Genomic DNA, 20,520 nt, shown 5'->3' with positions numbered 1-20,520 from the left:
ATTTAAAGCGCGATATGCTTTGACTACTTTGTATATATAAAGAATTTAGTAGGGTATAATTCGCGCCTTTTGTTATTCTACGGCCACAATTATGAGCACACTCAAAGCTAAGCGCGCCTTATTTTCATACCCTAAATACTGGGCTGAATGTTATGGCACCGCGCCATTTTTACCAACTACACGTGAAGAAATGGATGCACTTGGCTGGGATAGTTGCGACATAATAATAATTAGTGGCGACGCGTACGTTGATCATCCTAGTTTTGGGATGGCGGTAATTGGCCGTGTACTTGAAGCGCAAGGCTTTAGAGTGGGGATTATTGCCCAACCGGCATGGGACTCTAAAGATGCATTTATGGAACTCGGCAGACCGAATTTATTTTTTGGTGTAACAGCCGGCAACATGGATTCGATGATCAACCGCTATACAGCGGAAAAACGCATGCGCCACGATGATGCTTACACGCCTAATAACGTTGGCGGTAAGCGCCCAGATCGCGCCGTGATGATTTACTCGCAAAAATGCCGTGAAGCATACAAAGGTATCCCAATTGTTATTGGCGGTATTGAAGCCAGCCTTCGCCGTATTGCTCATTACGACTATTGGCAGGAAAAAGTACGTCGTAGTATTTTGTTTGATGCAAAAGCCGATATTTTAATTTACGGTAACGCAGAGCGCCCGCTAGTTGAAGTTGCACACCGTATTGCGGCGGGTGAAACGATGGATACGATTCAGGATATTCGCGGCACGGCTGTTATTCGAAAAGAGCCTCTACCTGGTTGGCGTGGCAGTGATTCTACCGCTATTGATAAAATTGGTAAAATCGACCCTATCCCAAACCCATATGGCGCGGATGATGTTGGCTGTAGTAAATCTGAATTTAAACAAGCAGGTATTGATTTAAAAGCAGAAGCGGCAAAACCAATCATGGTTCAGCCTGCACGTCCTAAGCCGTGGGAAAAAACCTATGTTAAGTTACCTGCTTATGAGCAAGTAAGTGTTAACAAACCTTTATACGCCCATGCCTCGCGAATTTTACATCAAGAAACAAATCCTGGTTGTGCAAGGGCGCTTTACCAACGACATGGCGATCGCTCTATTTGGGTAAACCCGCCAGCTTATCCATTAGAAACACATGAAATGGATGCTGTATTTGGTTTGCCATATCAGCGTATTCCTCACCCAAGTTATGGTGATGCTAAAATCCCTGCTTACGATATGATTAAAACGTCAGTTAATATTATGCGTGGCTGTTTTGGTGGTTGTTCGTTTTGCTCAATTACAGAGCATGAGGGGCGCATTATTCAAAGTCGTTCGCAAGAATCTATTATTGAAGAAATTGAACAAATTAGAGATAAAGTCCCCGGCTTTACTGGTGTTATTTCTGATTTAGGTGGCCCAACGGCGAATATGTATAAGCTGCGCTGTACTAGTAAAAAGGCCGAGAGTACCTGTAGACGCTTATCATGTGTGTATCCAGATATTTGTAAACACATGGATACAGATCATACGCCAACAATAGATTTATATAAAAAAGCACGTGAAGTTAAGGGTATTAAAAAGGTATTGATTGCTTCAGGTGTACGTTACGATTTAGCTGTACGCGACCCGCGTTACGTTAAAGAATTAGTAACGCATCATGTAGGCGGTTACTTAAAAATAGCGCCAGAGCATACAGAGGATGGTCCATTATCAAAAATGATGAAACCAGGTATGGGAGCGTACGATCAATTTAAAGAACTATTTGATAAGTACTCTAAAGAAGCCGGTAAAAAGCAGTATTTAATACCTTACTTTATATCTGCTCACCCAGGTACAAAAGATGAAGATATGGTAAACATGGCTTTATGGCTTAAATCAAACGACTTTAAGCTTGATCAAGTACAAAATTTTTACCCATCACCTATGGCTAATGCGACAACTATTTACCATACAGAGATGAACTCTTTACGTAATATAAAAAACAACTCAGAAGTTGTTCCAGTACCTAAAGGCGCACGCCAACGTAGATTACATAAAGCTATTTTACGCTACCACGATGCAGCTGGTTGGCCAATGATACGTGAAGCTCTACGTAAAATGGGTAAAGCTAATTTAATTGGTAAAGGGCCTAACTGTTTAGTGCCAGAAGAAGGGCGCGATGAAAAATCAGGTAAAGGTGGTAAAAAAGGTGGGCGTCCGGCACTAACGCGACATACTGGTTTTAGCCAATTTAAAAAGGCAAACACTAAGCCAAAAGTGGGCGGTAATCGTCAAAGCACACGTTAGTAATTTTATTTGCTAATAGATAAGGCTAATTGCGGTACGCGTTTTTTAGCTTTTTTATACGTAAATTAAGTAAGCTTTGCTCTTTATTATCTATATTATTGTAGGTGATAAAGAGTGAGATTTTAGAGCCCCTCTCTTTAGATATCCTGTGCTAAGTTTAGCTTTTTTTTAAAGCATTGATGATAACCACAAACGCAATTTAAGTGACCATAACGGCTGAATGCCGGTGAGTCCTTGCGTCATTTTATTATCTTTTAAGATTATATAAGATGGCGTGACTTGTCCCTGCCAATCGGAAAATATCTCCCCGTGTTGATCGTTAACAGTACTGAAGCTGTAGCCTTGCTCATTTAAATAATCATGCAGCTCTTGATCATAGCCTGATTTTATCGCGATGCTCACAACAGGGTATTTATTCTCGTTTGCGAGTTCGTTTATGGCAGGGAAGGTAATAGTACAAATAGGACACCAAGTTCCCCAAAAATACACAAGCGTGGGTTTATCTTGGCTCATTGCTGCTAAATTAATGTTTTGCCCTTTATAGTCGATTAATTGTAATTGAGGATTTGCTGGCATGACAGGTTGCCGCCACCAATTGACGGCGGTATAAATGACAAAAAATATAGAGCCATATACCAATAGACTTTTTAATATGGATACGCTTTTTTGTTTTAGCGTTTTTTTAGGTATGTCATTTTTATGTTTGGTATGCGTTGCCATAGCTACTGATTTACCCTAAGTATTTTTGCTGTAGTTTTTTACATTTAAAGCGTTTAATTTATATCAGCAACCATGTAGCAGTACCTAAAAAGGCGAATATACCAACAATATCAGTCACCGTGGTTAGCACCACACTCCCTGCAAGAGCAGGGTCTATATTCATTCTTTTAAGAATTATTGGAATACTTGCACCAGCAACACCTGCCACCACTAAGTTCATAAACATAGCGAAAGCGAGTACGCCACCAAGCATAAAGTCCCATTGCCATAGCGCAATAACACCCGCAATTAATAGTGACCACAAAATACCGTTTAGCGCGCCAATGGCCAGTTCTTTCATCATCAAGAAACGTTGGTTTGTTTGGTTTATATGACCTACTGCAATACCACGGATAACAAGCGTTAATGATTGGCTACCAGCAACACCACCCATAGAAGGGACAATACCGTTAAGCACAGCCAAAATAGGGAGCACATCTAAAGTGCCTTCAAAAAAGCTAGCTACAAAAGCAGCTGCAAGTGCGGTTAGTAAATTAACTCCTAGCCAAACTGAGCGTTTTTTAGAGCTTTTTAGTACAGGCGCGAATGTATCCTCTTCATCATCAAGACCGGCTAGGCTTAATAAGCTATGCTCGGCATCTTCTCGTATTACATCAACGATGTCATCGATAGTAACACGACCGAGGAGTTGGTCGTTATCGTCCACCACAGGGGCCGATATCCAATTATGACGCTCAAATAATTGCGCTACTTCACTTTCATCCATAGAGATTGGGATAGACTCACAATCTTCATCCATTAAATCGCGGACAATTTTTTCTGGTGGATTAGTTAATAATGTACTTAGCGATAAAGCGCCTATAAAGCAGTTATGTTTATCAACAACGTATAAATCATCTGTACCCTCTGGTAGTTCACCACGCAGTCTAATATAACGAAGTACAACATCGAGTGTTACATCAGGACGAATGGTCACCGTATCGGTGTTCATTAGCGCACCAGCTGAACGCTCTTGATATGACAGTGCTTGCGTGGCACGTTCACGGTCTTGAATGTCCATCGCGCTAACAACGTCTTTATAGACGGTATCTGGCAGGCTACGTAATACTTCACCTAAGTCATCGTGGCCCATATCTTCAGTTGCGGCGGCAATGTGCTTAGGTTCCATTTGGGCAATAATGCCTAAACGAACATCTTCAGATAATTCTTCAAGAACATCACCCTGCACATCAGGATCGACCAATTGCCAAAGCAGTCGGCGAATTTTATGCGGTGATGATTCTAATAATAATGCGGTATCACAAGGAGCCGTTTTTGCGAGCATGCGCCTAACTTGAACAAATTGACCACTATTGAGTGACTTCGTCACCTGTTTTAGTTGCTGTAGTGGGTAATCTTGTTCAAAAGCTTCAGGCATTGGCGTCCTTTATAAATTGTTATATTACTTTATGGGGGGAGGTGAGTTAACTGGCGTTACTAACCTATTTATTTTATATATCTGTCTTAATTGAAGCATTAGTAATGCGAATATTGTTTTTATAAAACAGGTTATTCTTGTTCATTAAAGCGTTGTGCTATTAATTCTCCAACAGCGTGTAAAGCTTGCTCAGAATCAGGGCCTTTACAAACAACTTTAACTTCTTTTCCTTGGCTACTTTCAAGTAACATTAGTGCAAGTACGCTATCGCCTGCTGCTTCTTTGTCATCTTGGAATAATGTGATTGTAGCATCAAATTGTACTGCTAATTGCGCAAGCACGGTGGCTGCTCTGGCGTGTAAGCCTAATTTGTTTTTTATTAAAAAGGTATCTTCACAATGCATAACTTACTCTACCTAAGCTGAACAGGTGATTATTCAGCTATATTATTTTTCTTGCTCGCGATGGCGAATTTTTACATTGGGATGTGTCATTGCGAAACTTTCACCGATAGTTTGCGCTAAATATACAGAGCGATGTTGCCCGCCTGTACACCCAATAGCAATGGTTAAATAACTGCGGTTATTTCTTTCTAAATGCGGTAACCACGTTTGTACAAATGTTTGAATTTGCCATGTGAATTTTTGCACTATGCTGTGATTAGCTAAATAGTCTTTAACCGGTTGATCTAACCCATTTAAAGGCTTCAACTCTGGTTCCCAGTGTGGATTTGGTAAAAAGCGTGCATCAAATACGTAGTCTGCTTCTTTTGGTATACCGTGTTTAAAACCAAATGATTCAAATGTGACAATCAGTTGCTTATCTTTTTTACCTAAAATCTTTTCACGAATAGATTCAGCGAGTTGATGAACACTTAAATCAGTCGTATCTATCATAAAGTCGGCGCGAGTGGTTAATACATCAAGTAATTCTTTTTCTTTTTTGATGGCTAAATCAAGCGGCAACGAGTCTATTGATAGTGGGTGTAATCTGCGTGTTTCTGAAAAGCGTTTGATCAATGTCTGATCGTCGCTATCTAAATAAAACAACGTAGGGTTTGCAAAGCCAGGCAAGTATTCAAGAATATCGTTAAATTCATCTTGTTCTTTAGGGATGTTGCGCACATCAATGCTAACAGCAATTTTATCGTAGCTATCAGACACACTGCGAACTAATGAAGGTAGTAGGTTTACTGGAATATTATCAACGCAATAATAACCTAAATCTTCTACAACGCGCAAAGCAACCGACTTTCCAGAACCAGAACGGCCGCTTATGATAATTAACTCCATTTAACACCCTTTATAAAACTATGATTGATCGACAATAACTTGGTAAAGCTCAGTATCAGATTTTGCACTGCGTAACTGTTTACAAAAATCTTTGTTGTTTAGTTTATCAGCAATGGTTGCTAGAGTCTTTAAGTGCTGCTGGTTATCGCCATCTGGTACGATGAGTGCGACAAAAATATCAACAGGGCGATTATCGATTGCATCAAAGTTTATTGGAGTTTCGCTAACGAGCACTAAAGCCAAAGGCTCTTCTGCACCGCTCATTCTTCCATGAGGAATAGCAATGCCACGTCCTATACCTGTACTACCTAATTTCTCTCTGCTCATTAAAGCATTAAGAATATCTTGTTGCGGTAAATACGGAAGTTTGTCGTGAGCAAGTTCGCTAATGAACTCTAAAATTCTTTTTTTGCTATTAAAAAGGACCGCAGCTTTGCTGCAGTCCTGGCATATAAGTGAACTTAATTTCATCATATTAGTGTCGAGCAAGCTTCTCTTTGTGTTTGATTACTTGGCGATCGAGCTTGTCGATCAACGAGTCAATAGCGGCATACATATCTTGATGTTCTGTAGAGGCAAATAGCTCAGCACCGCTTACGTGTATTGTGGCTTCTGCTTTTTGATTTAATTTTTCTACATCGAGAATGACATGAACATTATTTATATGATCAGAGTGTCTTTCAAGCTTCGCAAATTTAGTATTAATATAGTCTCTTAGTGAATCGGTTAATTCTACGTGACGACCAGTTAAGTTTAGTTGCATAAGCATTACCCTCTTAGTTTAGCGTCTTAAATCAGACTTTTACGCTGATTTGACGGTGGAATAGCAAGAGATTCGCGGTATTTTGCGATTGTACGTCTTGCTACTTTAATTCCTTGCTCAGCCAATATATCCGCTATTTTGCTATCACTCAATGGTTTTGCTGAGTTTTCTGCTGCGATTAATTTTCGGATAAGCGCACGTATTGCTGTAGATGAACATTCACCACCGTTTTCAGTACTTACATGGCTTGAGAAAAAGTATTTAAGCTCAAATATACCACGGGGTGTATGCATGTACTTTTGAGTAGTTACGCGTGAAATTGTCGATTCGTGCATTTCTACCATTTCAGCGACATCATTTAAAACCATTGGTTTCATGGCTTCAGGGCCATGTTCAAAAAAGCCTTGTTGTTGCTTAACAATACAATTAGTAACTTTTAATAGCGTGTCGTTTCTACTTTCTAAGCTTTTAATAAACCATTTAGCTTCTTGTAAATGTGAGCGAATAAACTGGCTGTCACCACTTGATTTTACAGTGCGAGACATTGCCGCGTATTGGCTATTAACACGAATTTTAGGCATGCTATCTGGGTTTAATTCAACAACCCAGCGGCCTTTAATTTTTTTAACTGACACATCAGGAATAACATACTCAGATTCTTCCCTTACAATAGTATCTGCAGGTTTTGGGTTGAGAGTATGTATTAGTGTCATTACTTCTTTAAGCTCTTCTTCTTTGAGCTTAGTTTTTTTCATTAATGTACGATAGTCGCGAGCTGCTAATAGATCAATATGCTCGGTTAAAATCATTTTCGTTTCATTAATGTAAGGTGTTTCTTTATCAAATTGATTAAGCTGAATACACAAACACTCTTGTAAACTACGTGCAGCAATACCAACAGGATCAAACAGTTGGATGCGTTTTAATACCGCTTCAATTTCATCAAGTTCAACTTCGTTATCATCTTCGTTTTCTTGATTAAAGCTTTCTAAAATTTCTTCGCAACTGAGAGTTAAAATACCTGAATCATCGACGGCCTCTACAATCGCAATAGCGATGGCTTCATCGGTAGGGCTAAATGGTGTTAGTTGTAATTGCCACATTAAATACTCATGGAGCGTTTCAGTAGAGGCGCCTTGGTATATTGATTCGTCTTCAGGCATTGGACCTGATGAGGCTGCAGGAGCGGCACTCATGTACTCATCCCAACTAACATCCATAGCCATGTCGTCACTTAGCGTGTCTTTTGCAAGTGCTTCACCAGTATCTTGTTCGTATTCGCTCGGAGCATCGTCAGCAGATGCGCTAACAGTTATGTCATCGGTATCAGCTTTTTGCTCGTTTTTACCAGCAGCGTCTTCAGAATAGTCTGCCTCTTCAACCTCTAATAGTGGATTACTGTCGAGAGCTTCTTGTATTTCTTGCTGGAGATCCAATGTACTGAGTTGCAACAAACGAATAGCTTGTTGCAACTGTGGAGTCATTGTAAGTTGCTGGCCCATGCGCAGCTGTAGTGATTGCCTCATGTATCTCTAACAATCCTTTTATGTTGTTATAATTAATACTAGCAGATGCTTAAAGACATGGCGTAAATGTTACAGCCTAAATTGCTCGCCTAAGTAAACATCGCGTACTGTTTTATCATTTAATACGTGTTCTGGAGTACCTGATGCAATCAGCTCCCCATGAGAAACAATGTAGGCTTTTTCACAAACATCAAGGGTCTCTCTTACGTTATGGTCGGTAATTAATACACCAATCCCACGATTTTTAAGATGTTCTATTATTTTCTTTATATCTAATACCGAAATAGGGTCAACACCGGCAAACGGTTCATCCAGTAGTATAAATTTAGGATCTGCTGCCAGCGCTCGTGCTATTTCTACACGACGACGTTCTCCACCCGACAATGCCATACCTTGGCTATCACGAATGTGTTGTATGCTAAATTCATCTAATAAGTTATTGAGCGTGTCTTCTCTGGCTTGTTTATTTAGTTCTTTGCGCGTTTCTAAAATGGCCATTAAGTTTTGATAAACAGTCAGCTTTCTAAAAATCGATGACTCTTGTGGTAAGTAGCCTATGCCTAATCTAGCACGACTATGCATAGGTAAAAGAGTAATATCGTTATCATCAATAGATATTTTACCTTTGTCGCTAGGAACAAGCCCTACAATCATATAAAAAGTCGTTGTTTTACCAGCACCGTTAGGGCCAAGTAAGCCAACTATACTGCCAGCTTGTACTTCAAGGCCGACGTTTTTTACAACTTCACGACCTTTATAGCTTTTTGCCAATAGTTCTGCTTTTAATGTGCTCATGGTTGACCTTTATCGCCTTTTTTACTTTTTTTAGTTTCGATCGGTACTAAAATTGTGTGAACGCGGTCAGTTGAGTTTTCATCTTTTTCGGCACTGATTAGCTGCTGCTCTATATCGTAGGTAATGCTTTTAGCATTTATTTTTTGTCCCGCTTGCGATACTTGTGCATTACCAACAAGCGTTAAAAAACGCTTAGATACATCATAACGCACTTCGTCAGCACTGGCGCTCATAGTCGTGCCATCTGATTGCTTTTCTTCAAAGTGCGCAGGGCTACCTGTAGCAATTAATAATTGTTTATTATCACCAAGTTCATCGCGTTTGTGCACTTCGAGGCGATCGGCTGTAATGCGGCGATTACCGTGAATAATCTCAACGTTTTTCTCAAAAATACCCACATTAGCTTTTAATTGACCTTCTTGCTTGTCGGCACTTATTGAAATTTGATTGGCAGCAGGTTGCGTGTTTTGTTCTGCAGCACTACTATTAAACGCTAGTATAAGTGTAGGAATTATAAGTGATTTTAATATTTTATTGGTCATAATATATGGTTCGCGTATGGTTAATTAGTTTTATCACTTCGGTTTTTAAGTCAGCTTCTAGGCCTTTACCGGTGATTTTTAAATTCGGTCCAGTGATAATGACGGGTTGCTCCGAACGCATTGTTAATAGCTTTATATCTACCTGAATATTATCAGCATTGATTTTGTCTATCATGGCGTTATCGGTTAAATTTTTGGCAACCACATTACCTTCTAAAATTAATTGTTTATCTTCGTATAATGTTGCTTCGTCTGCATTTATTTGCCACGTTTGTTGTTCGTTATATAAAGTAAAAATGGGTTTTTCGAAAAACGTGAAACCTAATTGCTGGTATAGCTCCATTTTAGCCGCAGTGACTTTGTGGCTAATTTTACCTTGCTCATCATAGGCTGTCTGTTTGAGCTCAATAGCTATGTAATCAGGCTTAGCAATAACTTCAGGCTCAGCCTGAGGCACAATATTTGTTTGTGTAAAATAAGGGTACCAAAGCCAAACCATACAGCTAATGAATAAAACGCTTAATATTATGCGCGCTGCATTCATGAACTAGTGCCTTGTGTAGTCAATGCTTTACCATTTTCAAGCATGAGCAAATCGGTGAGTTCTCTCACAGCACCAAAACCACCAGGCATTTGCGTTACATAGTGTGACAAACGCTTAATAAGTGGGTGGGCATCATTTACTGCAACGGCAAAGCCTACTGACTCCATAACAGGCATGTCAGGACCGTCATCACCAATATAAGCAATTTGTTCATCGCTAAGGTTGAGTTTATCTTTTAATTCTTGATAGGCAATGAGCTTATTTTCTTGGCCTTGATAAATATGCTGTACGGTTAAGCTGCTCATACGTTGTTGTACTATCTGTGAATGACGACCAGTAATAACAGCTACTTCAAAGCCACTGTTTATAAGTGCTTTAATGCCAAAACCATCTTTTGTATTAAATGCTTTTAGCTCTTCACCTTGATTGCCAAGGTAAATACGGCCATCAGAAAATACACCATCAATATCGCATATAAGTAGTTTTACTTTTTTAGCGCGTGCTTTTGCATCATCGCTCAGCGGTTGATAGAGTTCTTCAAATTGCATTTATAACACTCCTGCTTTTAATAGGTCTTGCATATTTAATGCGCCAATAGGTTGGTTTTTCTCATTGACGACGATTAGGCCATTTATACGTTTACGTTCCATAATATTGAGCGCTTCAGCGGCTAAAATATCTTGCGTAGCTGTAGTGCATGACTTAGTCATAACAACATCTATTTGTGTTGTATGAATATCAATTCTTTGTTCTAAAATGCGACGTAAATCACCATCGGTAAATAAACCTACGAGTTGCTGATTTTCATCAACAATGGCTGTCATACCTAACCCTTTAGCTGACATTTCTATTAGGGCATCTTTAACTGTTTGTGAAACATCAATAATAGGTGTATTTGCGCCGCTGTGCATAACATCTTTCAAAGTAAGTAATAAGCGCTTGCCTAAACTACCACCTGGGTGAGATAGCGCGAAGTCATCAGCTGTAAAGCCGCGAGCTTCTAATAATGCAACTGCCATGGCATCGCCCATCGCAAGCGTTGCAGTGGTACTTGATGTAGGAGCTAGACCCAATGAACAGGCTTCTTTTTCTACTTTAATACACACATGTACATTAGCCAGGGTCGCCATGGTTGATTGCGTATTGCCAGTCATCGATATCATTTTGGCACCAAGTCGTTTTAAAACCGGAATGATATTTAAAACTTCGCTGGTCTCCCCTGAATTAGAAATAAGCATAACCACGTCATTTTTAGTGATCATACCTAAATCACCATGACTTGCTTCACCAGGGTGAACAAAAAACGCAGGGCTGCCAGTGCTTGCAAGGGTTGCCGCTATTTTATTGCCAATATGGCCTGATTTTCCCATGCCAATAACAATAATACGGCCTTCACAGTCGTACATTAATTGGCACGCGTTATGAAAATTTTCATCTACATATTGTGCAATATCACTAAGTGCTTGGCGCTCAACATCTAAAACGCGAAGGCCTTGTTCAATAAAGTTTAGCGTTGCCATCATTTACCCTACTTGACTAAAAATATACCCTTGGTAACCCAAAAACGCTATTAGCAATAAGCCGCCTTCTACTCTATTGATACGCTGGGTGCCTCTAAAGTTCAATGACATAATAATAAGAGCAAGTGTTGCACCAATCATAATTAATATATCTCGGCTTACTAACGATGGATCAATTGCTGAAGGATTAATAATACCTGCTAGAGGTAATACAGCTAAAATATTAAATATGTTTGAGCCAACAATATTACCTAGTGCTAAATCATCTTCATTTTTAAGTACACCTGCAACCGAGGCGGCAAGTTCAGGCAAGCTAGTACCAATGGCAATAATTGTTAAACCAATGACTAAGTCGCTTAAGCCGAAGTATTTAGCAATATCAACAGCTGAGCCGATTAAAAAATGAGAACTAACCGGCAGGAGTATCATGCCGACAATTAACCAAAATACCGCTTTTTTAGTAGGTACATCGTTTGGTACATCGTCGCAGGCTTCTGAGACAAATGGGTCATCTTGGTTTTTTGCACGCATAGATACAATGATTAACCCACCGATGAATACGATAAAGCCAACTAAAAGCGCAACACCTTCACTAAATGAAAAGTAGTTATCTGAGAACACATACCAAGTAGCTAAAGATACGAGCATCACTAATGGCATTTCACGTTTTAACGTACTAGATGAAACTGAAAGAGGGCGAAATAGAGCAGTGATACCTAACACAAGTAAAATGTTTGTAATGTTAGAGCCAACAGCATTGCCAACCGCTGTGTCGGTTTTGTTAGCTAGAGCGGCAGAGGCTGAAACCATCATTTCAGGGGCTGAAGAGCCCATGGCTACAACGGTCAAACCAACAATAAGTGTAGGTACACCAAAGTTTTTAGCAAGAGCCGCAGCCCCATAAACAAACCTATCGGCACTCCAAACAAGAGCTGCAAAACCAAGAATTAAAATAACAAACGAGGTAACCATTGTGTTAAGCCAGTTATACAAAATACGGATGGCGCGAATAGTAACAAAAGCCAAGATGAAAGTATAAATAAAAGAGTAAGGTCAACTAGGTAACAATGTTGCTTTTAAACAGCTAATTTAAAAATTTAAGCCGGGGTTAAGCTGTTTTAAGCGAGTCTTATAATCCTTTTCATGGGTGTATTACAAAATCTTACGAATTGTTTTTTCCATCTTTGACAAAAAAGCTTTAAAATAGGGGCACTAGTGAACATTTTTATGGAGAGCGACTTGTCGCAATCAATAGTAGAAGTCAAGGATGTTAGCTTTTCGAGAGGCAATAGAACCATATATAAAAATATGAGTTTTAGCGTTCCTAAAGGTAAAATTACTGCGATTATGGGGCCAAGCGGAATTGGCAAAACCACTATGTTGCGTTTAATTGGTGGTCAGCTTAAACCAGATTCAGGTGATATTTTATTTGAAGGTGGCAGCATTCCTAAAATGTCTCGTAAAGAGTTATACGAAGCACGTACTAAAATGAGTATGCTTTTTCAAAGTGGTGCGTTGTTTACTGATATGTCGGTATTTGACAATATCGCATTTCCTATAAGAGAGCACACAAAGCTAAGTGAAGACCTGATTCGATTAGTTGTGTTAATGAAATTGCAAGCGGTTGGACTACGTGGCGCTAAAGATTTAATGCCCTCTGAGTTATCCGGCGGTATGGCAAGGCGTGCTGCGCTTGCACGCGCTATAGCACTTGATCCAGAGCTAATCATGTACGATGAACCATTTGCAGGGCAAGATCCTATTTCGATGGGCGTATTGGTTAAGCTAATTAAATCGCTTAACGAAGTATTAGGTTTATCGTCTTTAATCGTGACGCACGATGTAACAGAGGTAATGAGTATTGCCGAACACGTTATAATTATCGCCGATCAAGGGGTAATTGGTTCTGGTACTCCAGATGAAATGCGTAATCATGAATCTCCTTTAGTTCAACAGTTTTTAAAAGGCTTGTCGGATGGTCCTGTACCATTTCATTTTCCGGCTCAGGCTTATGCAGACGAACTACTTGGAGAAAAAGCATAATGTTGGATTTATTTCAAAAGCTAGGGCATAAAACGCTAGGACGTTTTGCGGCTCTTGGCCGTTCGGCTTATATGCTGTTTAGTGCGCTTGCGCATGTTCCTAATTTTAAAAAAGGCACACCGTTACTTGTTCGCCAGCTTTATATGGTGGGTTCGCAATCGTTACTGATTATTATGGTGTCGGGTTTGTTTATCGGCATGGTGTTGGCTCTACAAGGTTACACCGTATTGGTTGGTTATGGCGCTGAGGATAGTTTAGGGCCGTTAGTGGCACTGAGTTTATTACGAGAGCTGGGCCCGGTTGTTACTGCATTACTATTTGCAGGACGCGCAGGTAGCGCTTTGACAGCTGAAATTGGCTTAATGAAAGCAACAGAGCAACTTTCATCACTTGAGATGATGGCAATCGATCCGCTAAAACGTATTATTGCACCGCGTTTTTGGGCGGGTTTTATAAGCATGCCATTGCTTGCATTGATATTTTCAGCTGTAGCAATTATAGGCGCTCATTTAGTAGGTGTAGATTGGCTGGGGGTTGATACAGGTAGTTTTTGGTCAATCATGCAATCGCAAGTGTCGTTTCAGCAAGACATACTAAACGGTATTATTAAAAGTTTTGTATTTGCCATAGTGGTGACCTGGATTGCGCTTTATAAAGGATATGACTGTGTGCCGACCTCAGAAGGGATCAGCAAAGCAACCACCGAAACGGTTGTTCATTCGTCATTAGCAGTTTTAGGTTTTGACTTTATTTTGACAGCGGTAATGTTTACCAGCTAATAGGGTATAGATAATGAATTCACGGAAATTAGAAATTTTAGTTGGTTTTTTTGTAGCACTTGGCATTTTAGCTTTTGCGATGCTTGCACTTAAAGTTGCCAATTCAGGTATTAGTGGCTCTGGCGAAACATATACGCTTAATGCCAAGTTTGAAAACATCGGCTCGTTAAAAGCGCGTGCGCCGGTAAAAGTAGGTGGTGTTGTAATTGGTCGTGTTGAATCAATTTATGTTCACCCACAAGAGTTTTTACCAGTCGTTAATATGACCATTGACGCACAGTACTTATGTCGTTTTTCAGACACAAGCTCAATCTCTATTTTAACGTCGGGTATTTTAGGTGAGCAGTACTTGGGTATTCACCCTGTAATTTCTCCAGATTCTGCTAAGCAACGTTGTTTAGGCGAAACAGTGACAGAAAACAAGCAAGATGAAGCAATTGACGATTTATTTGGTGTGGAAAGTAAAGCACTAGGTGATGGCGATTCAATCACTGATACTAAGTCTGCCATTGTACTTGAAGAATTAATCGGGCAGTTTTTATTCAACCAAGGTAGTGAGTAATTATTATGTTGAAAAAGTTTTTAGCTATTGTAGCAATTGGCACAATGACGCTAACTCAAAGCGTAAGTGCAGCAGATGTGAAATTAGTCGATCCTAATAAAATGGTACGCCAAGTTGCCGATAATACATTTGCGCGCATTAAAAAAGATCAGCCATTAATTGTTAAAGATCAAGAATACCTTCGCGTAATAGTCGAAGAGGAATTAATGCCTTATATCGACTATAAATATGCAGCACTTCGTGTACTTGGCAGTGAAGTATCTAAAGTACGTGCAATTACCGACGAGGCTGAAAAGGCCAAAGCAATTAAAGAAATTCAACGCTTTATTGGTGTATTTAGAGAGTACTTAGTTGCTACTTATGCAGGTGTATTTACTCAATACACAAACCAGAAAGTTGAGTTTGGTGCAGAGCAAGCGTTTAAAGGCAAAGACGTTGTTGTTGTTAAGACTAAAATTATTGAAGACGGTAAACCTGATATCAGAATCGATTTTAAAGTACGCGAAGACCGCGACGGTGAGTGGCGCGCGTACGATATGATTGCCGAAGGTATTAGTTTACTGGACGCAAAGCAAAGCGAGCTGCAAGGTATTTTGCGCCAGCAAGGTATTGATAATGTAAGTAACCTTTTAGAGCAAAAGAGTCAGCTACCAGTTCAGTTTAGAGGCAGTAACTCGAATGACTAAATTGGCAATAAGCCAAGTTGATGGACAACATTTTGGAGTAAGCGGTGAGCTTACTCGAAATTCAATTGGCGATGAACAGCTTCTGAACAATAAGTTATTAACTAAGCATAAAATCATCTATTTCGACCTAAGTGGAGTATCAAGGGTTGACACAGCAGGCTTAGCTTGGTTAATTCACTCTTTTGCAGAATTAAAGCAGCAAGGCATTCGCCTTGAATTGCAAAACCTACCTGAGCAATTGCAAAATTTAATGCAATTGGGTCAGGTTACAACCCTATTTGAGTGAGAGTTATGGAAACTAGCCAAGTCGAAACATTATTACGCGAAGAACTTCAATTAGCTGAAGTACATGTAAAAGCCAATGGTAGTCATTATGAAGTTGTTGCGGTAGGCGAATGCTTTGACGGTTTAAGCCGAGTTAAAAAGCAGCAGCTAGTTTATGGTCCATTAATGAATACAATTTCAGATGGGACAATTCACGCAGTATCTATTCGTGCATTTACTCCTGTAGAGTGGAAGCGTGAACAAAAATTCATTTTACCGCAATAACTAGGGCCTCCTAATGGATCAATTTGTAATTCAAGGTGGCACTTCACTTGCTGGTGAAGTGACTATTTCGGGCGCTAAAAATGCCGCACTTCCTATTTTATTTGCTTCACTATTAGCTGATGGTAAAAGTATATTTACTAATGTACCGCGTCTTCGCGATATAGTGACCACTGAAGCACTATTAAAAACTTTAGGTGCAGATGTTAATTGGCAGGGCGATACGCTAGTAATTGACGGTGCAACGGTTAATAAAACATTAGCGCCTTACGACTTAGTAAAGCAAATGCGCGCCTCTGTGCTTGCATTAGGCCCTCTAGTTGCACGTTTTGGTGAGGCTCAAGTGTCTTTACCTGGTGGGTGCGCTATTGGCGCTCGCCCAGTTGATATTCATATTCAAGGTTTGGAGCGTATGGGCGCACAAATAAACGTTGAAAATGGTTATATTAATGCCAAGGTAAATGGTCGCTTAAAAGGCGCTGAAATTTTTATGGAAATGGTAAGCGTAGGCGCTACCGAAAACCTATTAATGGCAGCGGCCCTCGCTGATGGTAAAACCATACTTGATAATGCGGCACGCGAGCCTGAAATAATTGATTTAGCTAACTGCCTAATTGCTATGGGCGCTAAAATCACAGGTGCAGGTACTAGCCGCATTGAAGTTGAAGGCGTTGAGCGTTTAGCTGGCTGTGAACACAGTATTTTACCTGACCGAATTGAAACTGGGACGTTTTTAGTCGCAGCAGCAATGGCTGGCGGTGAAGTACTTTGTAAAAATACAGACTTTCATTCTCTTGAGCCTGTGATTGAAAAGTTACGTGCTACGAATGCACACCTAGAAGTACATAACGATAGTATTTATCTTGATATGCGTGGCCGAGAACTTAAAGCCGTGAATATTAAAACAGCTCCACACCCAGGTTTTCCTACGGATATGCAAGCTCAGTTTACAGCATTGAATGTAGTAGCAAATGGTAGTGCAACGATCACAGAAACGATTTTTGAAAACCGTTTTATGCATGTACCAGAGTTGCAGCGTATGGGCGCTAATATTCGTTTAGAAGGGCATACCGCAATTTGTGGTGAAACTGAAAGCTTAACGGGTGCGCAAGTGATGGCAACCGATTTACGCGCTTCAGCTAGTTTAATTTTAACGGGTATAGTGGCACAAGGTGAAACGGTTGTTGACCGTATTTATCACGTTGATAGAGGTTATCAGCGCATTGAAGATAAACTAAGTGCATTAGGCGCAAACATTAAACGTAGAAGTAGCTAAGTAGATAACTAGTTAAGCTATTTTAAAAAGGTCGGATACGCAAATTGCTATCCGACCTTTTTATTGGCGATTGGTATTATTTATTAAAGCTTTGTTTCAAGCTCAGCTACCACGACCATGATTTTTTCTATTTTCCCATCTCTGTATAGCTCAAATTCTATTTCTTTACCGGGCTCCGTATTACCTATTTTTTCAAGCACTTTTTGTGGGTTTGCTACCGAAAGCCCTGCAATTTTAATGACGATATCTTGCTCTTCAATGCCTGCTTGCCATGCTGGCCCCAAAGGGTCTAAATTAGTAATGCGCATGCCGGTAACCGGCGTTAGGCTGTCGTTTACTTCTTTACCTGTACTATCTACTGCTGTGCCTTCAAAGCCTAAATAGCCGCGTACAACCCGACCGTGACGAATGAGTTTACCCATCACTTTTTTAGCAAGTGAGTAAGGAACCGCAAAAAATATTCCTTGAATATTCAAGTTCTCACGCGTTTTAAATTGTGCAGAAGTAATGCCGACTAAATCACCATTGGAGTTAACTAATGCGCCGCCGGAGTTGCCCACGTTAATAGCTGCATCCATTTGCAATAAGTTATTGTAAGGGCTATCTGTAATTTTTTGCTTACCCGTTGCACTAATAATGCCTTGAGTGATTGTTTGTCCTAAGTTAAGCGGGTTGCCTATAGCAAGTACAACATCGCCTACATTTGATACATAGCTATCGTTTACGGGAATCACTGGGAGGTGATCTGCATTGATTTTAAGTAAGGCTAAGTCAGTAATGGTATCAAAACCAATTAGTTGCACATCAAAAAAGCGTCGGCCATCGGTTAAGATAACCATAATTTGGTCTGCATTATTCACAACATGGTAGTTAGTAAGAATATAACCGTCCTGCGACATAATGACGCCAGAGCCTAGCTCTTGTACCGTGTTTTTTCTTTTATAACGAGGTTCTTTGGAAATGCTTTCTGAAAAAATAGTAACTACAGAAGGAGCTGCTCGTTTAACTGCATCAGAAAAACTCAGATGACTCGCACTCATCGCGCTTGGAAGGGGAACATTAGGAAGTAAGGCGGCTCGCATATTAGGGCTGAAAAAAACCACTAAAAAAGCAATACTTAGACCTGCAAATAAAGGGGGAAGAATAAATTTTATTAATTTCAGCACAGTTTTCTTATTATGTAAGTGAGCAATCTCTTTATGATGACATAAAAAAAATAACAGCGGCAAGTGCCACTGTTATTTTTATTACATTAATAGTGCTATTTATTACTGAATTAAAATAAATATAGACTCACGACCACGTTGCACACCAAGTACGATATTACCTTTGGTGTTTTCGATAATCTTATTCATATCACGAATAGTCTCTACTCGTTGGCGATTCACTTGCATAATAATATCACCTTCTTCAAGGCCAACACGGGCAGAAGGTGAGCGAGGGTCTACAGACGTAACCTCAACACCTTTATTACTGTTTTTTTGCACGTTTTCAAGTGTCGCGCCTTGGAACGCAGGATGCAGCTCTTCGCCTGTCGCTGTAACACCTGATGCACCATCAAGAGTTACTTTTACCGTTTTAATTTTACCATCGCGGTAAATACCTAGTTTTATTTCGCGGCCTTCACCTAGCGTAGCAATTTTGCTGCGTAGTTCATGGAAACCACTAATATCACCGCCATTAATGCTAACAATTACGTCACCTGCTTTTATACCTGCTTTACTTGCGGCAGTGTCGTCCATTACTTGCATTACATAAGCACCTTGTTTAACGTCAAGTTGCTGCGCTTTAGCAAGGCCTGCATCAAGTGGGCGGCCAGAAATACCCAGCGAACCTCGGCGTACTTCACCGTGTTCAACAATTTGATCAACTAAGTTTTTCATCATGTTTGATGGAATGGCAAAACCAATACCCACGTTACCGCCAGAAGCACCTAAAATAGCAGTGTTAATACCAATCAATTCACCGTTTAAGTTAACTAATGCGCCACCAGAGTTGCCTTGGTTAATAGCAGCATCGGTTTGAATGAAATCTTCGTAGCCCTCAATATTTAAACCACTACGACCAAGAGCACTAACAATACCAGATGTAACTGTGTGGCTAAGTCCAAATGGGTTACCAATAGCGACAGCAAAGTCGCCCACTCGTAAACTGTCTGAATTTGCGAGTTTTATTTCAGTTAAGTCATCAGCGTCTATTTGTAAAAGAGCGATGTCTGATTCTGTATCAGTACCAATTTTAGTTGCTTCAAATTCACGGCCATCTTCGAGGGTTACTACCATTTTTTCGGCATCTTGGATTACGTGATTATTAGTGACTACATAACCCTCATCAGCATCAATAATTACCCCAGAGCCTAATCCACTAAATTGACGCTTTTGACTGCGAGGCTGTTGCTGTCCAAAAAAGTATTCAAGCGGATCTGCACGGCGGCGTACTTCTTTTGAGCCTGAAACTTGGATACTTACAACACCTGGAGATATTTTCTCTAGCATGGGGGCAAGAGTTGGTAGTTGTTGACCATTTACTGCAATTGGCATTTTTGCATAAGACGCTACAGGGCTCATTAACAAGCTTGTAGATAGAATAGCTGCGCTGATAAGTGATAATTTCATTTTCATAGTCTGGGGTAACTCCACTTAAGATAAAGCAAAACAAAAAGGGCTACTTTACAGCAGCCCTTTTCGGTTTATTAAGATAAAACAACAAAGCTGTTATATCTAAAGACTATGGGGTCAAAAAAAAGTTCATCAAGATGCTTTAGAATGTTCTGAAACTTTATTTTGACCAGCAAATAAACCTGATTCACCTGATACATAATCAGCTGGTTGTGCTGCGGCTGTAGAACGATCGCATTGACGCTCTTTTAATGAAGCCTGCAGTTGTTCTGTTGTTTCTTTTGAAAAGAATGGTTCAGCTGGTGCTTTATTTCTATCTTCTAGAAGAAGCTGGTTTGTTTCTTCAACGTGACTAAGCAGTTGATCATAGTTTTCTTTCATTTTATTTACGAGCTTACCAGTATTCGCTAAATGATCAGCTACATCTTGACGATACTGCTCTAACGCATTTTCAGCTTGCTCTGCTTGCTCTTTTAATTCATCTTGTTTGAACTGTTTTTTAGTAACAAATGCGCCAATAAAAAATGCTACAACAGCAACAATAACAATCAAACCTACCCACATAACTGTGCCCATAAAAACTACCCCTTTGGGAAAATAACTAACGAATGCCGATTCAATT

Annotated in this window: 24 protein-coding genes; 8 read left to right on the top strand and 16 right to left on the bottom strand. The window is 40.0% G+C overall.

What is annotated here, in order from left to right:
* Positions 1 to 91: 91 nt before the first annotated feature.
* Positions 92 to 2,269, top strand: a complete 2,178-nt coding sequence (locus tag I6E69_RS00875; RefSeq protein WP_182694728.1) for a YgiQ family radical SAM protein — start codon at positions 92 to 94, stop codon at positions 2,267 to 2,269.
* A 168-nt stretch (positions 2,270 to 2,437) separates the two neighbouring features.
* Here I6E69_RS00875 and I6E69_RS00870 read toward each other — a convergent pair whose 3' ends face one another.
* The 13 genes from I6E69_RS00870 to I6E69_RS00810 all read right to left on the bottom strand — a co-directional run bounded on the left by I6E69_RS00870 (position 2,438) and on the right by I6E69_RS00810 (position 12,360).
* On the bottom strand, positions 2,438 to 2,845 hold the full coding sequence (locus I6E69_RS00870; protein WP_231619670.1) for a protein disulfide oxidoreductase: 408 nt from the start codon (positions 2,843 to 2,845) through the stop codon (positions 2,438 to 2,440).
* A 202-nt stretch (positions 2,846 to 3,047) separates the two neighbouring features.
* Positions 3,048 to 4,406 carry a magnesium transporter gene (gene mgtE, locus I6E69_RS00865; protein ID WP_002957935.1) on the bottom strand — a complete coding sequence of 453 codons (1,359 nt, stop codon included), beginning with the start codon at positions 4,404 to 4,406 and terminating at the stop codon, positions 3,048 to 3,050.
* Between the two features lie 131 nt (positions 4,407 to 4,537).
* Positions 4,538 to 4,810, bottom strand: coding sequence for an HPr family phosphocarrier protein (locus tag I6E69_RS00860; protein ID WP_002957937.1), 273 nt, complete (start codon positions 4,808 to 4,810; stop codon positions 4,538 to 4,540).
* Between the two features lie 42 nt (positions 4,811 to 4,852).
* Entirely contained in the window at positions 4,853 to 5,698 is an 846-nt protein-coding gene (rapZ, locus tag I6E69_RS00855) for an RNase adapter RapZ (protein WP_002957938.1), read from the bottom strand.
* Positions 5,699 to 5,716: 18 nt separating this feature from the next.
* Positions 5,717 to 6,169 carry a PTS IIA-like nitrogen regulatory protein PtsN gene (gene ptsN / locus I6E69_RS00850; RefSeq protein WP_024595797.1) on the bottom strand — a complete coding sequence of 151 codons (453 nt, stop codon included), beginning with the start codon at positions 6,167 to 6,169 and terminating at the stop codon, positions 5,717 to 5,719.
* A 4-nt stretch (positions 6,170 to 6,173) separates the two neighbouring features.
* Positions 6,174 to 6,461 carry a ribosome hibernation promoting factor gene (gene hpf / locus I6E69_RS00845; protein ID WP_007580301.1) on the bottom strand — a complete coding sequence of 96 codons (288 nt, stop codon included), beginning with the start codon at positions 6,459 to 6,461 and terminating at the stop codon, positions 6,174 to 6,176.
* 26 nt (positions 6,462 to 6,487) lie between these two features.
* Positions 6,488 to 7,987 (bottom strand): RNA polymerase factor sigma-54, encoded by a 1,500-nt coding sequence (locus tag I6E69_RS00840; RefSeq protein ID WP_002957941.1) that lies wholly within the window; start codon positions 7,985 to 7,987, stop codon positions 6,488 to 6,490.
* 69 nt (positions 7,988 to 8,056) lie between these two features.
* Positions 8,057 to 8,782 carry an LPS export ABC transporter ATP-binding protein gene (lptB, locus tag I6E69_RS00835; protein WP_002957942.1) on the bottom strand — a complete coding sequence of 242 codons (726 nt, stop codon included), beginning with the start codon at positions 8,780 to 8,782 and terminating at the stop codon, positions 8,057 to 8,059.
* Complete coding sequence (gene lptA / locus I6E69_RS00830; RefSeq protein ID WP_002957943.1) at positions 8,779 to 9,324, bottom strand: lipopolysaccharide transport periplasmic protein LptA; 546 nt, start codon at positions 9,322 to 9,324, stop codon at positions 8,779 to 8,781. Before lptA ends, lptB begins: the two co-directional genes overlap by 4 nt.
* On the bottom strand, positions 9,314 to 9,868 hold the full coding sequence (lptC, locus tag I6E69_RS00825; protein WP_024606357.1) for an LPS export ABC transporter periplasmic protein LptC: 555 nt from the start codon (positions 9,866 to 9,868) through the stop codon (positions 9,314 to 9,316). Before lptC ends, lptA begins: the two co-directional genes overlap by 11 nt.
* Complete coding sequence (gene kdsC / locus I6E69_RS00820; protein ID WP_197120363.1) at positions 9,865 to 10,416, bottom strand: 3-deoxy-manno-octulosonate-8-phosphatase KdsC; 552 nt, start codon at positions 10,414 to 10,416, stop codon at positions 9,865 to 9,867. Before kdsC ends, lptC begins: the two co-directional genes overlap by 4 nt.
* Positions 10,417 to 11,388: a KpsF/GutQ family sugar-phosphate isomerase gene (locus tag I6E69_RS00815; RefSeq protein ID WP_024590193.1), complete on the bottom strand. Its 972-nt coding sequence runs from the start codon at positions 11,386 to 11,388 to the stop codon at positions 10,417 to 10,419. It lies immediately after the preceding gene.
* Between the two features lie 3 nt (positions 11,389 to 11,391).
* Positions 11,392 to 12,360, bottom strand: a complete 969-nt coding sequence (locus tag I6E69_RS00810) for a calcium/sodium antiporter (protein WP_002957947.1) — start codon at positions 12,358 to 12,360, stop codon at positions 11,392 to 11,394.
* 255 nt (positions 12,361 to 12,615) lie between these two features.
* On the opposite strand from I6E69_RS00810, the gene I6E69_RS00805 reads away from it, so the two are divergent.
* Genes I6E69_RS00805 through murA form a run of 7 tightly spaced genes read left to right on the top strand, consistent with a single transcriptional unit; the run spans position 12,616 to position 17,280 of the window.
* Positions 12,616 to 13,431, top strand: coding sequence for an ATP-binding cassette domain-containing protein (locus I6E69_RS00805; protein ID WP_080945050.1), 816 nt, complete (start codon positions 12,616 to 12,618; stop codon positions 13,429 to 13,431).
* Complete coding sequence (gene mlaE / locus I6E69_RS00800; protein ID WP_002957949.1) at positions 13,431 to 14,210, top strand: lipid asymmetry maintenance ABC transporter permease subunit MlaE; 780 nt, start codon at positions 13,431 to 13,433, stop codon at positions 14,208 to 14,210. Before I6E69_RS00805 ends, mlaE begins: the two co-directional genes overlap by 1 nt.
* 13 nt (positions 14,211 to 14,223) lie before the next feature.
* Positions 14,224 to 14,772: an outer membrane lipid asymmetry maintenance protein MlaD gene (gene mlaD / locus I6E69_RS00795; RefSeq protein ID WP_002957950.1), complete on the top strand. Its 549-nt coding sequence runs from the start codon at positions 14,224 to 14,226 to the stop codon at positions 14,770 to 14,772.
* Positions 14,773 to 14,777: 5 nt separating this feature from the next.
* Positions 14,778 to 15,458: a phospholipid-binding protein MlaC gene (locus I6E69_RS00790; protein WP_039485391.1), complete on the top strand. Its 681-nt coding sequence runs from the start codon at positions 14,778 to 14,780 to the stop codon at positions 15,456 to 15,458.
* Positions 15,451 to 15,744 (top strand): lipid asymmetry maintenance protein MlaB, encoded by a 294-nt coding sequence (locus tag I6E69_RS00785; RefSeq protein WP_002957952.1) that lies wholly within the window; start codon positions 15,451 to 15,453, stop codon positions 15,742 to 15,744. The genes I6E69_RS00790 and I6E69_RS00785 overlap by 8 nt, the downstream gene beginning before the upstream one ends.
* Before the next feature lie 5 nt (positions 15,745 to 15,749).
* Positions 15,750 to 16,007 (top strand): BolA family protein, encoded by a 258-nt coding sequence (locus I6E69_RS00780; protein WP_002957953.1) that lies wholly within the window; start codon positions 15,750 to 15,752, stop codon positions 16,005 to 16,007.
* 13 nt (positions 16,008 to 16,020) lie between these two features.
* Complete coding sequence (murA, locus tag I6E69_RS00775) at positions 16,021 to 17,280, top strand: UDP-N-acetylglucosamine 1-carboxyvinyltransferase (protein ID WP_002957954.1); 1,260 nt, start codon at positions 16,021 to 16,023, stop codon at positions 17,278 to 17,280.
* 83 nt (positions 17,281 to 17,363) lie between these two features.
* On the opposite strand, the gene I6E69_RS00770 is transcribed toward murA, so the two are convergent.
* The 3 genes from I6E69_RS00770 to I6E69_RS00760 all read right to left on the bottom strand — a co-directional run bounded on the left by I6E69_RS00770 (position 17,364) and on the right by I6E69_RS00760 (position 20,474).
* Entirely contained in the window at positions 17,364 to 18,446 is a 1,083-nt protein-coding gene (locus I6E69_RS00770; RefSeq protein ID WP_024595792.1) for a trypsin-like peptidase domain-containing protein, read from the bottom strand.
* A 102-nt stretch (positions 18,447 to 18,548) separates the two neighbouring features.
* Positions 18,549 to 19,901, bottom strand: a complete 1,353-nt coding sequence (locus I6E69_RS00765) for a Do family serine endopeptidase (protein ID WP_024606350.1) — start codon at positions 19,899 to 19,901, stop codon at positions 18,549 to 18,551.
* 129 nt (positions 19,902 to 20,030) lie between these two features.
* Positions 20,031 to 20,474 carry a YhcB family protein gene (locus tag I6E69_RS00760; protein ID WP_002957957.1) on the bottom strand — a complete coding sequence of 148 codons (444 nt, stop codon included), beginning with the start codon at positions 20,472 to 20,474 and terminating at the stop codon, positions 20,031 to 20,033.
* Positions 20,475 to 20,520 lie beyond the last annotated feature (46 nt).

It is taken from the genome of Pseudoalteromonas sp. NZS100 (assembly GCF_015864815.1).
In the GTDB taxonomy this organism is placed as follows: domain Bacteria; phylum Pseudomonadota; class Gammaproteobacteria; order Enterobacterales; family Alteromonadaceae; genus Pseudoalteromonas; species Pseudoalteromonas distincta.
This window is presented reverse-complemented; position numbering and strand designations above follow the sequence as displayed.

Bases quoted from the DNA above. Each gene is read 5' to 3' on its own strand.
- I6E69_RS00875 (WP_182694728.1), top strand. From the start codon at position 92: ATGAGCACACTCAAAGCTAAGCGCGCCTTATTTTCATACCCTAAATAC.
- I6E69_RS00870 (WP_231619670.1), bottom strand. From the start codon at position 2,845: ATGCCAGCAAATCCTCAATTACAATTAATCGACTATAAAGGGCAAAAC.
- mgtE (WP_002957935.1), bottom strand. From the start codon at position 4,406: ATGCCTGAAGCTTTTGAACAAGATTACCCACTACAGCAACTAAAACAG.
- I6E69_RS00860 (WP_002957937.1), bottom strand. From the start codon at position 4,810: ATGCATTGTGAAGATACCTTTTTAATAAAAAACAAATTAGGCTTACAC.
- rapZ (WP_002957938.1), bottom strand. From the start codon at position 5,698: ATGGAGTTAATTATCATAAGCGGCCGTTCTGGTTCTGGAAAGTCGGTT.
- ptsN (WP_024595797.1), bottom strand. From the start codon at position 6,169: ATGAAATTAAGTTCACTTATATGCCAGGACTGCAGCAAAGCTGCGGTC.
- hpf (WP_007580301.1), bottom strand. From the start codon at position 6,461: ATGCAACTAAACTTAACTGGTCGTCACGTAGAATTAACCGATTCACTA.
- I6E69_RS00840 (WP_002957941.1), bottom strand. From the start codon at position 7,987: ATGAGGCAATCACTACAGCTGCGCATGGGCCAGCAACTTACAATGACT.
- lptB (WP_002957942.1), bottom strand. From the start codon at position 8,782: ATGAGCACATTAAAAGCAGAACTATTGGCAAAAAGCTATAAAGGTCGT.
- lptA (WP_002957943.1), bottom strand. From the start codon at position 9,324: ATGACCAATAAAATATTAAAATCACTTATAATTCCTACACTTATACTA.
- lptC (WP_024606357.1), bottom strand. From the start codon at position 9,868: ATGAATGCAGCGCGCATAATATTAAGCGTTTTATTCATTAGCTGTATG.
- kdsC (WP_197120363.1), bottom strand. From the start codon at position 10,416: ATGCAATTTGAAGAACTCTATCAACCGCTGAGCGATGATGCAAAAGCA.
- I6E69_RS00815 (WP_024590193.1), bottom strand. From the start codon at position 11,388: ATGGCAACGCTAAACTTTATTGAACAAGGCCTTCGCGTTTTAGATGTT.
- I6E69_RS00810 (WP_002957947.1), bottom strand. From the start codon at position 12,360: ATGGTTACCTCGTTTGTTATTTTAATTCTTGGTTTTGCAGCTCTTGTT.
- I6E69_RS00805 (WP_080945050.1), top strand. From the start codon at position 12,616: ATGGAGAGCGACTTGTCGCAATCAATAGTAGAAGTCAAGGATGTTAGC.
- mlaE (WP_002957949.1), top strand. From the start codon at position 13,431: ATGTTGGATTTATTTCAAAAGCTAGGGCATAAAACGCTAGGACGTTTT.
- mlaD (WP_002957950.1), top strand. From the start codon at position 14,224: ATGAATTCACGGAAATTAGAAATTTTAGTTGGTTTTTTTGTAGCACTT.
- I6E69_RS00790 (WP_039485391.1), top strand. From the start codon at position 14,778: ATGTTGAAAAAGTTTTTAGCTATTGTAGCAATTGGCACAATGACGCTA.
- I6E69_RS00785 (WP_002957952.1), top strand. From the start codon at position 15,451: ATGACTAAATTGGCAATAAGCCAAGTTGATGGACAACATTTTGGAGTA.
- I6E69_RS00780 (WP_002957953.1), top strand. From the start codon at position 15,750: ATGGAAACTAGCCAAGTCGAAACATTATTACGCGAAGAACTTCAATTA.
- murA (WP_002957954.1), top strand. From the start codon at position 16,021: ATGGATCAATTTGTAATTCAAGGTGGCACTTCACTTGCTGGTGAAGTG.
- I6E69_RS00765 (WP_024606350.1), bottom strand. From the start codon at position 19,901: ATGAAAATGAAATTATCACTTATCAGCGCAGCTATTCTATCTACAAGC.
- I6E69_RS00760 (WP_002957957.1), bottom strand. From the start codon at position 20,474: ATGGGCACAGTTATGTGGGTAGGTTTGATTGTTATTGTTGCTGTTGTA.